The 12,148-nt window shown below is 33.2% G+C and carries 11 protein-coding genes; 8 read left to right on the forward strand and 3 right to left on the reverse strand.

Annotated features, from left to right (window positions below; genetic code table 11):
* The first annotated feature begins 17 nt into the window (after nucleotides 1–17).
* On the forward strand, nucleotides 18–854 hold the full coding sequence (locus tag BK821_RS04110) for a sugar phosphate isomerase/epimerase family protein (protein WP_071331279.1): 837 nt from the start codon (nucleotides 18–20) through the stop codon (nucleotides 852–854).
* 33 nt (nucleotides 855–887) lie between these two features.
* Here the strand turns inward: BK821_RS04110 and BK821_RS04115 are convergent, their stop codons facing one another.
* Nucleotides 888–1,646, reverse strand: coding sequence for a DeoR/GlpR family DNA-binding transcription regulator (locus BK821_RS04115; RefSeq protein WP_046836992.1), 759 nt, complete (start codon nucleotides 1,644–1,646; stop codon nucleotides 888–890).
* Nucleotides 1,647–1,823: 177 nt separating this feature from the next.
* Here BK821_RS04115 and BK821_RS04120 point away from each other — a divergent pair, with 177 nt between their 5' ends.
* From BK821_RS04120 to BK821_RS04150, 7 genes are read left to right on the forward strand one after another with little or no spacing between them, the layout of a single operon-like run.
* The gene (locus BK821_RS04120; protein ID WP_046836991.1) at nucleotides 1,824–3,278 is read left to right on the forward strand and encodes a CoA-acylating methylmalonate-semialdehyde dehydrogenase; all 1,455 of its coding nucleotides are present in this window, start codon (nucleotides 1,824–1,826) and stop codon (nucleotides 3,276–3,278) included.
* Between the two features lie 15 nt (nucleotides 3,279–3,293).
* The gene (gene iolB / locus BK821_RS04125) at nucleotides 3,294–4,112 is read left to right on the forward strand and encodes a 5-deoxy-glucuronate isomerase (RefSeq protein ID WP_046836990.1); all 819 of its coding nucleotides are present in this window, start codon (nucleotides 3,294–3,296) and stop codon (nucleotides 4,110–4,112) included.
* A gap of 8 nt (nucleotides 4,113–4,120) precedes the next feature.
* Nucleotides 4,121–5,083, forward strand: coding sequence for a 5-dehydro-2-deoxygluconokinase (gene iolC / locus BK821_RS04130; RefSeq protein ID WP_071331280.1), 963 nt, complete (start codon nucleotides 4,121–4,123; stop codon nucleotides 5,081–5,083).
* Nucleotides 5,084–5,129: 46 nt separating this feature from the next.
* Entirely contained in the window at nucleotides 5,130–6,041 is a 912-nt protein-coding gene (gene iolE, locus BK821_RS04135; protein ID WP_046836988.1) for a myo-inosose-2 dehydratase, read from the forward strand.
* A 13-nt stretch (nucleotides 6,042–6,054) separates the two neighbouring features.
* Complete coding sequence (locus BK821_RS04140; RefSeq protein WP_256201616.1) at nucleotides 6,055–6,915, forward strand: ketose-bisphosphate aldolase; 861 nt, start codon at nucleotides 6,055–6,057, stop codon at nucleotides 6,913–6,915.
* Nucleotides 6,916–6,936: 21 nt separating this feature from the next.
* Complete coding sequence (locus BK821_RS04145) at nucleotides 6,937–7,944, forward strand: Gfo/Idh/MocA family protein (protein WP_071331281.1); 1,008 nt, start codon at nucleotides 6,937–6,939, stop codon at nucleotides 7,942–7,944.
* Nucleotides 7,945–7,959: 15 nt separating this feature from the next.
* The gene (locus BK821_RS04150; RefSeq protein WP_071331282.1) at nucleotides 7,960–8,898 is read left to right on the forward strand and encodes a sugar phosphate isomerase/epimerase family protein; all 939 of its coding nucleotides are present in this window, start codon (nucleotides 7,960–7,962) and stop codon (nucleotides 8,896–8,898) included.
* Between the two features lie 83 nt (nucleotides 8,899–8,981).
* Here the strand turns inward: BK821_RS04150 and BK821_RS04155 are convergent, their stop codons facing one another.
* Complete coding sequence (locus tag BK821_RS04155) at nucleotides 8,982–9,503, reverse strand: hypothetical protein (RefSeq protein WP_046836985.1); 522 nt, start codon at nucleotides 9,501–9,503, stop codon at nucleotides 8,982–8,984.
* 101 nt (nucleotides 9,504–9,604) lie between these two features.
* The gene (locus tag BK821_RS04160) at nucleotides 9,605–11,530 is read right to left on the reverse strand and encodes a hypothetical protein (protein ID WP_046836984.1); all 1,926 of its coding nucleotides are present in this window, start codon (nucleotides 11,528–11,530) and stop codon (nucleotides 9,605–9,607) included.
* Between the last annotated feature and the right edge of the window lie 618 nt (nucleotides 11,531–12,148).

Genomic DNA, 12,148 nt, shown 5'->3' on the forward strand with positions numbered 1-12,148 from the left:
TATAGTTGAGGTGATTTATGAAGTTAGGATATAATGTTGCGACTACAAAAGAAAATGCTACTTTACAACAAGAGTTGGAATTATGCGAGAAGCATGGCTATGATTTTATTGAAATACAGATGGATAAGCTCCCTGAATATTTACAAGAACATTCTTTAGAAGATATGAAACAATTTTTTGATACGCATCAGATTAAGCCTTTAAGTTTAAATGCGTTACAATTTTTTAATAATAGAAATGAAGCGGATTATAAAGTCGTTTTAGATACATTTAAAGAATGGTTAGAAATTGCTGAATATTTAGGTGCTCAATATATTGTTGCAGTTCCGTTAGTTACTGAAGAAAAAATATTAAAAGCAGATATTCATAAAAGCTGTGTAAACGTGTTGAAACAATTGGCTTTGATGGCGGCAGAATATGATATTAAACTCGCTCTAGAATTTCTTGGTGCGCCATATGCTACAGTTAATACTTTTAATCAAGCGCATGCCATTATTGAGGAGATTAACGATCCCAATGTAGGGATAGTATTAGATTTCTTTCATTTTCATGCTATGGGTTCACGCTTAGATGACTTAAAAAATGGAGATATTGATAATATATTTTTATTGCATATTAATGATGTCGATGACTATCCGATAGGTATTTTAACAGACGAGGATAGATGCTTTCCTGGATTAGGTGTTATTGATATTCCAGGTATATTATCTACGTTGAAAGATATGGCGTTTCAGGGTGAATATATATCTATAGAATTGTTCCGCCCAGAATATTATCAGATGCCTGCGGAAGATGTGATTAAAAAATCTAAAGAGACCATGATAGAAAGTGTTCAACCATATTTTACATTGTAAAAACAAAAATTCAGTAGCAAAGCTACTGAATTTTTATGTTTCAATCGTTATCTTTTTAGATTTAAAGTATGCAGTAAAATCTTTAGAAGGTAATTTATCTGTGATTAATGTATCAAGTTCATCGCATTCCATGAATGTTAACAATGTAGATTTGCCCATTTTTGTATGATCTGCGAGTGCATATACAAGTCTAGAACGAGATACGATAAGTTTTTTGATGATATTTTCTTCTAGTTCTGCATTTGTTAATCCATTATGAATGTCGACACCTGTGGCAGCCATAAAAGCTTTATCGATATTGAGCTTTTCAATAAGTGTATTAGATTCAATACCTATAAATGAACGTGTTCTATACTTATACTTCTCACCAATAACAAGTAAAGAAACATTTTCGAAAAGAGCAGCTTTATTGATGACATCTAGACTATTAGAAATGACTGTGAAAGGTAAATCTGTATCAACATAGTCTAAGATATGCACAGTTGTTGTCCCGGTATCAATATAGATGACATCGTTAGCTTGAATGTGTTTAGCAGTAGCTTTAGCAATGTGGATCTTTTCATCATAATGTTCGATATTTCTTTTAGAGTAGTCAACGGCCTGAGAAATTGAACTTTCTATAGATTTCACACCACCATAAACTTTTTTCACTTTATTTGTATCAGCTAGAACGGCTATGTCACGACGTATTGTATTGATTGAGACATTGAAATAGTCGCTGAGTTCGTCGATTGATGCTGCTTTATTCTCGTTAATGTAAGATTCAATTGCATGTATTCTTTTGGTTTTCATATTTATACCTCCGATAATTATATAATATACAACATTCTCATATTACTCAACAGTTGATTAAAAAATGATAAAAATTTGACAAAAAATAACCATTTATATAAAATAACCAATAAGTAATCAATATGTTACCAAGATTATACTAAAAAATGGAAGCGCTTTCCAATAGGAGGAATTATAATGGCAGAAGTTTTGAAGAATTATATTAATGGTGAATGGATTGAATCAGATTCGAAGGAAACAATCGATGTTTATAACCCGGCGACAAAAGAGGTTATTGCAAAAGTTCCTGTATCTACAAGAGCAGAATTAGATGATGCAGCGGAAATTGCACATAATGCGTTCCAAGAATGGAAGGAAGTCGCTGTACCTAAACGTGCACGTATATTATTTAAACTTCAACAAATTTTAATCGATAATAAAGAAGAATTAGCAGAAATAATTACTAAAGAAAATGGTAAGAGTATAGGTGAAGCATTAGGAGAAGTACAAAGAGGTATTGAGAATGTTGAATTTGCAGCTGGTACACCATCATTAATGATGGGAGATTCCTTATCAAGCATTGCAACAAACATTGAAGGAACGAGTTATAAATATCCAGTAGGTGTCGTGGGAGGTATTACACCATTTAATTTCCCAATGATGGTACCTTGTTGGATGTTCCCAATGGCTATTTCTTTAGGAAATACATTTGTAATGAAACCTTCTGAAAAAACACCATTACTTGTTAACAAATTAGCTGAATTCGTAGAAGAAGCAGGTTTTCCAAAAGGTGTATTCAACGTAGTACATGGCGCACATGATGTTGTAAATGGCATTGTAGAAAATGAATATATTAAAGCAGTTTCTTTTGTAGGATCTAAACCAGTAGGTGAATATGTATATAAAAAAGCGACTGAAAATCTAAAACGTGCACAATGTCTGACAGGCGCTAAGAATCATACTATCATTTTAAATGATGCAGATATTGATTCAGCTGTTAAGGATGTCATTGGTGCGGCTTTTGGATCAGCAGGAGAACGTTGCATGGCTGCAGCTGTTGTTGCAGTGCAAGAAAATGTTTACGATGAGTTCAAAGAAAAATTAGTGAATGCAGCCAAAGATATTGTTATAGGCAATGGATTGGAAGATAATGTGTTCCTTGGTCCTGTAATTAGAGAAGAAAATAAAGCGCGTACATTAAGTTATGTTGATCAAGGCGTTGAAGAAGGTGCCACACTTGTCCTAGACGGTAGAGAAGGTAACAAAGACGAGGGATACTTTGTAAAACCGACTATATTTGAAGACGTAACTACGGATATGAAGTTATGGCAAGATGAAATCTTTGCACCCGTATTATCACTTGTGAAAGTAACAGACTTAAAAGAAGGTATTGCATTAGCAAACCAATCAGAATTTGCTAACGGTGCATGTTTGTTTACAGATAGCGCTTCATCAATTAGACATTTTAGAGAAAATATTGATGCAGGTATGTTAGGTATCAATTTAGGCGTTCCAGCACCTATGGCTGTCTTTCCATTCTCTGGATGGAAATCATCATTCTTCGGTTCACTACATGCCAATGGTAAAGATAGTATCGATTTTTACACGCATCGTAAAGTTGTGACAGCACGTCATGGAGAACCTCAATATTAAGGAGTGGATATAAATATGGCTCAATTATTGAAAAAACCTGTACAGCATCCTTTAAATGATGCTGTACAAATCATACAAGACTTTAAACCAGAAGACGTTAACTTAAAATATACGGGGATTAAAATTTTAGACATTCAAGCATCAGGTGTTTACGAAGAAATGACTCAAGGATTTGAAATTTGTATTGTTGCGTTGACTGGAAAAATTGATGTATCTGATGGAAAAAATATTTACAAAGATTTAGGAACAAGAGACTCAGTATTTGAAAAAATCCCTACAGATAGTATTTATATTTCAAAGGACCATCATATTCAAATATCAGCAGTTAAAGATGCTAGGATTATTATTTGTTATGCACCGTGTGATGAAGGTAGACCAACAGAACTTATTCCAGCCAGTAGCAACGGTGTTGAAGATAGAGGTAAGTATGCTAACCAACGTCATGTCCACAATATCTTACCAGATACGCACACGGCCAGTGAAAAATTATTGGTTGTCGAAGTTTATACAGATCAAGGTAACTGGTCAAGTTATCCACCACATAAGCACGACGAGGACAACTTGCCGGATGAATCGTTTCTTGAGGAAATTTATTATCATGAAATGAACCCAGAGAAAGGATTTGTGTTCCAACGTGTTTATACGGATGATCTTTCATTAGACGAGACAATGACTGCGCAGAATGGAGATGTTGTCATAGTGCCTAAAGGTTATCATCCAGTAGCTGTACCAGATGGATATAATGGATATTACTTAAATATAATGGCTGGACCTAAAAAAGTATGGAAATTTAACAATCAAAAAGACCATGAATGGATTATTGATAGAAAGTAGGGAGAGGCATGACAACTAAAAAAGATATCGTAGCTATCGGACGTGCTGCAATTGATTTGAATGCTGTAGAAATAAATAGACCAATGGAAGAAACTGAAACATTTCGCAAGTATGTAGGTGGCTCACCAGTCAATATTAGTATTGGAGCTTCTAAATTAGGGTTAAATGTAGGCCTTATAGCAAACGTATCAGACGATCAACATGGACGTTATATTACGAGCTATCTCGATAAACTAGGTGTAGATACTTCACAAATTCATATCGATGAAAATGGCCATAAAACAGGTCTAACATTTACAGAAATTAAAAGTCCTTCAGAATCTAATATTTTAATGTATCGAGAAGAAGCATCAGATTTATACTTGGAACCGGAGCATGTATCAGAAACTTATATTAAAGAAAGTGAATATCTATTAATATCAGGTACTGCATTAGCCCAATCCCCATCAAGAGAAGCTGTGTTAAAGGCATTAGCAATTGCTAATGCGAATGCTGTTAAAGTTGTGTTTGAAATTGACTATAGACCATACACATGGAAGACTTTTGAAGAGACTTCGATTTATTATGAATTGGTCGCGCAACAAGCCGATATTGTTATTGGTACAAGAGATGAATACGATATGATTCAAAGTTATCAAGATAAAACCGATCAAGAAATTGGCGAAACATTATTTGAAAATCATCCTGAGCTTGTCGTTATCAAACATGGCGTTCAAGGTTCAAAAGCCTACACTAAAACAGGTGAATATTTTGAAGGGAAAGCATTCAAAGCAAAAGTGATTAAAACATTTGGTGCAGGTGATTCCTATGCAGCCGCGTTTTTATACGCGCTAGTAAAAGGTAAATCTATTGATGAAGCATTGAAATATGGCGCTGCTTCTGCAGCTATTGTCGTAAGTAGCCACAGCTCATCAGAAGCTATGCCAACAAGTGAGACTTTAGAAAACTATATTAGTGAGCATGAGAGTTAAAAATTTTCGATAAAATGTAAGCGATTTCTAAAAGGTGGATGATTTTATGATTCAAAATATACGTTATGGATGTGCACCTATCGCGTGGACGAACGATGATTTACCCGAATTAGGAAGTGCAAACACGTTTGAACAATGTATTAGTGAAATGGCTTTAGCTGGATATGAAGGCACTGAAATTGGTAATAAATATCCTAAAAATCCTTCGGTATTACGTGAATACTTAGAGCCAAGAGGATTGAATGTAGCCAGTGCATGGCTAAGCTTATTTCTAACGACAGAAAAATTTGAAGTGACGGAAGCGGCCTTTATTCAACATAGAGATTTTTTATATGAAGTAGGTGCAAAAGTCATTGTTGTATGTGAACAAGGTAACAGCATTCAAAAGGATTTGCATAAATCTATATTTACAGATAAACCTGATTTCACAAATGACGAATGGCATAAATTACTCGAAGGTTTAGAAAAATTAGGGACACTAGCGAATGAAAAGGATATGACACTTGTTTATCATCCCCACATGGGGACGGGGGTCCAAACAGATATAGAGATACAGAGGTTAATGGATAATACAGATGAAAATAAGGTGTCGTTACTTTATGATACAGGACACTTGGCACTATCTGGTGAAACGGCGATAGATATTTTTAATAAATATAAAAACAGAATTCATCATATCCACTTTAAAGATATTAGGAAGCATATAGCACAAGAGGCAAAGTTACAAAATGATAGCTTTTTAACAAGTATTAAAAAAGGCATATTTACAGTTCCAGGTGATGGCTACATAGATTTTGCACCCATTCTAAAGGCAATAGAAAATGATAACTATCAAGGATGGATTGTAGTGGAAGCCGAACAAGATCCTGAAAAAGCTAATCCATTTATATATGCCAAAAAAGCAAAAGACTATTTAAATAACATTCAACAGAATCGTGAAGAAAAATACATTTCCTAAGAGGGGGAATTTTTTGGAAAATCATATGATTCATTACGCAAAAGATCAAAGTTTTGCCGTGCCACAGATGAATATAAATGGTCTGATATGGATTGAAGGTGTGTTAAGCGCAGCTGAAAAATTAAATGCGCCTATTATTATTGGTACAACAGATAAGAATATTGAATATTTAGGTGGATATGATTTTATCTATCAAACAATTAAAAATAAAATAAAAGCGATGCAGATTACAGTGCCTGTCTCAATCCATCTAGACCATGGACTAACAGTAGAAAATTGTAAAAGCGCTGTAGATGCTGGTTACGATTCGGTCATGTTTGATGGTTCAAAGTTATCAATTGAAGAAAATATCAAACTGACTAAAGAAGTAGTAGATTATGCGCACGCTAAAGGTGTCATAGTTGAAGGGGAAGTCGGTGCAGTTGGTGGTGAGGAAGACGGTTTAATTGGACAAGTGAGATATGCAGATATAGATGACTGTATTGCACTAGTTGAGCAAGCAAATATCGATACACTTGCACCTGCACTAGGTTCTGTACATGGTAAATATCAGGGAGAACCTAATCTAGGATTTGAAGAAATGGCAATTCTAGGTCAGAAAATAGACATCCCACTGGTGCTACATGGAGCATCTGGTATATCAAATTCAGACTTGCAACATGCAATAGAATTAGGTCATGCAAAGATTAATTTCAATACAGAAATTAATATCTCTTGGAGCAATCAATTAAGAGACACTTTAAATGAATCGGAAGAATTATTTAATCCACAGAAAATTTTAAAACCCAGTATTGGAGCTATAGAAAAAACGGCTGAAAGAATTATCAATATATGTGGTGCAAATCAACAAAATAAAGTATTTACTCAAAGATAAATGACTGGAGATGAAATAGTTATGGAATTGAAAATAGGTGTAATTGGTATAGGCGCTATGGGTAGAGATCATGTTGAACGTATAAACGAACGTGTAAATGGAGCAAATATTACGGCAATTAGTGACATCAATAAAGATGTTGCCACCGCATATGCGAAAGAAATCAATGCAACATTTTTTGAAAATGCAGAAGATTTAATTGCATCAGAAGATGTTGATGCAGTACTTGTTACATCATGGGATCCAACACATGAAGGTTATGTGCTTGAAACGATTAAACATAATAAGCATGTATTTTGTGAAAAGCCCTTAGCGCTTGAGTCATCAGGGTGTACAAATATCGTAAATGCAGAAGTAGAAAAAAATAAACGTTTTGTACAAGTAGGATTTATGCGTAGATATGATAGAGGTTATGAAGAAATTAAGCGCGAATTACAAACGGGATCTCTAGGAGAAACGTTGCTCGTACATTGCACACATAGAAATGAATCTGTTGATGAGAGTTATAATACACCAATGGCAGTTGAAAATACTGCGGTTCATGAAGTAGATGCTTTGAGATGGTTGTTAGAAGAAGATTTTGTCACTGCCGAAGTACGTTTACCTAAAAAACAAACGACACGTACACATCCAGATTTACACGATCCACAATTAATTTTATTAGAAACAGAATCAGGTACTGTGATTGATTTGGAAGTATTTGTAAACTGTCAATTTGGCTATGATATTAATTGTAAAGTAGTGTGTGAGCAAGGTGAAATTGGATTGACGAATCCAACATACTACAGTGTTAAAACAGAGCGAAAAGATTCTACACGTGTCCCAAGTGATTGGAAAGAAAGATTCATTTCAGCTTATGATAGAGAATTACAGCTATGGATAGATGGCGTAAAACAAGATCATATTACAGGACCTTCAGCTTGGGATGGTTACATGGCGTCAGTTACAACAAATGCATGTTCAGAAGCAAGAGATAGCGGTAAAATTGTTGATATTAAATTTGAAAGCAAACCAGAACTCTATAAATAGAATAAGGATGGTTATATGAATTTATCATATGTTACAGATAGTCTCGCACATTTGTCACTTGAGGAAGTACTGCAGAAAATAACACAACAAGATATTTATCATATTGAACTGGCTACTGGAGGGTGGTCTCCAGCACCACATTTGAATATAGAGAACTTATTAAATGATAAGAGAGAATTAAGTGCACTTAAAGATTTATTATCGAAGTATCATGTTCAAGTGGTAGCGTTAAATTGTTCGGGTAATCCGTTAGATCCAGGTACATTAGGTGATGAGCATAGAAAAATCACTGAACAAACATTTGAGTTAGCAGAACGATTAGGTGTGAAAAAAATTGTGATGATGAGCGGGTTACCACCAGCTTCTCCGAATGATGAGATGCCAAATTGGATTACGACTACAGTGAGTTGGCCGCCCCAACTAAAAGATGCACTTGAATATCAATGGAATGAAGTAGCGATTCCATATTGGAAAAATTTAGTTGGAATTGCAAAAAATCATGGTGTAGAGAAAATAGCATTGGAAAATTTCAGCATGCAATTAGTGTATAATGCTGAAACGTTACTTAAATTAAGAAACGCAGTAGATCCAATCATTGGAATGAATTTAGACCCAAGTCACTTACTTTGGATGGGCGCAGATCCAATACAATGTGCACGTGCATTAGAAGGTGCGATTCATCATGTACACGGTAAAGATGTACGCATTGAAAAAGGTTTAGCTGATATTAATACTGTGTTAGAAACTAAAGAAATAGAAGATATTAAAAACCGATCTTGGAATTACGTAGCTGTGGGTTATGGTCAAGATTTACAATGGTGGAAGACCTTTTTCTCAGTAATACGCATGGTAGGTTATGATGATTTTGTGTCGTTAGAAATGGAAGACTTAACAATGTCTGCAGAAGATGGTGTCGATGCATCGATTGCCGCCTTAAAGCAAGTAGTTGTTTGATAGTGTAAAATTAAAATGTTTCAATCATAAATGGATATAAAAGCCATCACTACATTATATAGTGATGGCTTTTGTATTGATTATTATTTAGTGTCGTTATTAATCTGTGCTTGTAATGATTGGGTATTAGATTGCGATATACTAAGCAAGTATTTAGCTTTAGCTAGCGATTGCTTGCTACTGTTATAAGATAGCTCAGTACGTTTAGATAGTACTACGAGCACAACAGAACCGATTAAGGCGATGACTGTAACAATAATAAATGGTGACACCATACTAGTTGGATTTACAAAGAAAATGATGGAAGCGATAAGCGTTGATATTACAGCGATTGCAATTAATATTAAAGTTGCATACATATAACGTGTCGCTTGTTTTAAATCGTTCCTAAACACTTCTTTGTGTTGATTATAGTGAAGATTATTTTTATGTAACTTTAAATCTTCGTTGGCATCAATGGCTTGTGCAAAATCTGAGACTTCTTTATTTTCATCTTGTTTCAATTGATCAATGATGGGTTGATAGCCAAATGTTAGAGCAATTTTTTTTTCTTTCTCCGTACCTTTTGCTAGACGGTTTAATTCGTCTAATTTTTTTTGGTTCATTGTTTCCCACTCCCATATTGTTTATTTAATATGCATTTTAGTTATTAAGTTAGTGCGATATGAATACACTATATTGTTAACAATAGGTTTTCTAAACAGTGTTATTTATCTTTTGGAGTTTCTGCTTTGTGTGAACTTTGAACACTCGTAGGTGTATCTTCGTGACTGTCTTGTGCATTAGCAACATGACTACCAAATAAAGTGGCAGAACCTAATACTGCACATAAGAAAAGGCCACCTAACCAAGTAAAGAATGTTGGCTTTTTGCGTCTTTCATAACGTTTCGCCATATCAGCATCGTCATCTAATAAGTTGCCAACATCAATATTTTGCGGTGAGACAACTTGATTAAAATTTGATTGGTTTGTTTCATTGTTAGCGAAACTCAATGCTTGTTGTTTGATTTCCATCGCACGTGCAGAAATACTTAAGCTCGTTTGGTTACTCTGTTCAAGTTGTTGATTTAAACGGTCTAAATGAGTTCTATTATTTTGTAGTTCCAATTCTTTTGAACGTATAGATTCATTTTTATCAGTGTTTTCACGTTTGGCTTTTTCTAATTCGACTCTTAGATAATTAATTTCATCTGTCATTTGTGAATCTTTTAATTCATAGTCATTTACTTTTTTATCGACTGCTAGTTCTAAGCGTTCGTTGAAGGTTTTTTCGTTGTGAATTAAGTCTTGTTCTAGCTTACTAATTTCACTTCTTAGTTTATCGACATCTTCAGTTCGTTTTTGGATTAAGGTTGCTGCATCTTGATCCATAATATTTTTAAGCTCTGATTTCTTCGTGTCAATTGTTTCTTGATGCTGTTGAATAATATCATCAACGATTTTAGAAATATGCAATTCGTAATTATTTTTCACGTCTGCATTTAATACTTTAATCTGGTTATGATATACGTTATTCGCTTTATCAGTTAGTGATTTTTCATATTCACGAATACGATTATTTAGAAGTGGTCGTTCTTCTCGTTCTATTCTTTCAATCATATCTCGACGGGCTTTATCAGCACGGTCATTTTTATCTGCTTCAAAACTCTTTTCTAACTTTTGAGTGTGCTCTTTAACTTTATTTGGAATAACGCTTAATGCATCATCTAATTTACTTTCTATTTCTTTATAGTATTTATTGTATTTTGAGTCTACAGATTTATAGTTGCGCATTTTATCTGCTTCAATACTTTTGCTCCATAAATCAGTAACGAGTTGATTGAAGATACTATTGATAACATCTTCTCTCTTTTTTTGTAAGACAAATAACTTGTCATTTTTCGCTTGATTGAAATCATCTTGCGTTAATTGTTCAAGTTTTTTATATGTTGGTAGTACTTTTTCATCATAGTCTTTATTATCAACGATACTTCTGAATTCTAACTCTTCATTATCTAAATACACTTTATCTATAAGGGAATTAAGTGTGTTATATAAATTATCTTTTAATAGCTTAATATCGGAAAGGTCTTCGCCATTATTAATTGTTTTAATAGATTTAATATGTTTTTGTTTGTTTGTAAGAGCGGTATTTTGATTAACGTCTTTTTTATCTCTTTCTTGAATCAGCTTAATAATTGCATCTTTAAGTGGTCCTAAAGTATCTAAGGATAAGCCCTTACTCATATCAGAAATACCAAAATCAGGCATGTTTGCTTCTTTTAAAATATTATTATTAATAACTTTTAACTTGAATTGATCTTCTGAAGGTATGTAAACTCTAAGTCCAAAATTACAGTCAAGTCGTTTATTTTCCTTTATATTGAGTAAAGAAGTTAAATCTGTAATGCAATATTCATGATCTTCAAATATCTTGAAAGGTTCTTTCTCATCTTTATGGTCTATTGTTACATCAAAAGACTGTACTATTTTAGAAGAACATAAGATTTGTTTAAAACACTCTACGGCATTACCTTTTGAAAATCCTTCTCTTAGTGCGGGCGCAGCGATTGGTACAATATAAATGTCCGTCTCTCCTGCGAGTACATGGTCCATATCTAAAGAACTAATATCTAAAACGTTATTGCCCATTACATGTCATCCTTCCATTCGGTTATTGTTTAAAATGCTATGAATATACTGTATTGTTTCATATTATATTTAATCGTGTTTTCAGGAAGTAAAATAATAATTAGTTTAATTATTGTTTTTGTGTGTAAATATCTATTTAATAACTGACAATTCCTAATTATCAGATGTTTATAATAACATATTAATACAATATATAATATGAAAAATTAGAAAGAAAACATTTATTTACATTATTAATTTTAAAATTCTAATTCAAAAGTATTTTTTATTAACTTTTAACTGATTTTGAAAAAATAACGCATCAAAAAATATATTAATAGCAATTAGATTTTGAAAGAATATAATTTAGAATTGAAATGTAAATTTTTTTTACTTTGGGAGACTACAATTACAAACATGATTACATAGTTATTATAGAGGTAGAATTTCAGTGTTTATGGTTTAATATTTAGAAAAATAATGAGCAAAGAGCTTGTATTTATCTATATGTAATATTACACTTAAATCAATATCAATCCTTGTGATTTATTATCATAAATAAAAAATTATTAATCGAATCTTGATACATATAATCAAAGTCATCCAGATCATTTAATTTCAATCCATAAACTAATGACA

It is taken from the genome of Staphylococcus sp. LCT-H4 (assembly GCF_001866145.1).
Classification (GTDB): Bacteria; Bacillota; Bacilli; order Staphylococcales; family Staphylococcaceae; genus Staphylococcus; species Staphylococcus succinus.

What these genes read in the sequence shown, in the direction of transcription:
- BK821_RS04110 (WP_071331279.1), top strand. Translation starts at nt 18, where the DNA reads ATGAAGTTAGGATATAATGTTGCGACTACAAAAGAAAATGCTACTTTA.
- BK821_RS04115 (WP_046836992.1), bottom strand. Translation starts at nt 1,646, where the DNA reads ATGAAAACCAAAAGAATACATGCAATTGAATCTTACATTAACGAGAAT.
- BK821_RS04120 (WP_046836991.1), top strand. Translation starts at nt 1,824, where the DNA reads ATGGCAGAAGTTTTGAAGAATTATATTAATGGTGAATGGATTGAATCA.
- iolB (WP_046836990.1), top strand. Translation starts at nt 3,294, where the DNA reads ATGGCTCAATTATTGAAAAAACCTGTACAGCATCCTTTAAATGATGCT.
- iolC (WP_071331280.1), top strand. Translation starts at nt 4,121, where the DNA reads ATGACAACTAAAAAAGATATCGTAGCTATCGGACGTGCTGCAATTGAT.
- iolE (WP_046836988.1), top strand. Translation starts at nt 5,130, where the DNA reads ATGATTCAAAATATACGTTATGGATGTGCACCTATCGCGTGGACGAAC.
- BK821_RS04145 (WP_071331281.1), top strand. Translation starts at nt 6,937, where the DNA reads ATGGAATTGAAAATAGGTGTAATTGGTATAGGCGCTATGGGTAGAGAT.
- BK821_RS04150 (WP_071331282.1), top strand. Translation starts at nt 7,960, where the DNA reads ATGAATTTATCATATGTTACAGATAGTCTCGCACATTTGTCACTTGAG.
- BK821_RS04155 (WP_046836985.1), bottom strand. Translation starts at nt 9,503, where the DNA reads ATGAACCAAAAAAAATTAGACGAATTAAACCGTCTAGCAAAAGGTACG.
- BK821_RS04160 (WP_046836984.1), bottom strand. Translation starts at nt 11,530, where the DNA reads ATGGGCAATAACGTTTTAGATATTAGTTCTTTAGATATGGACCATGTA.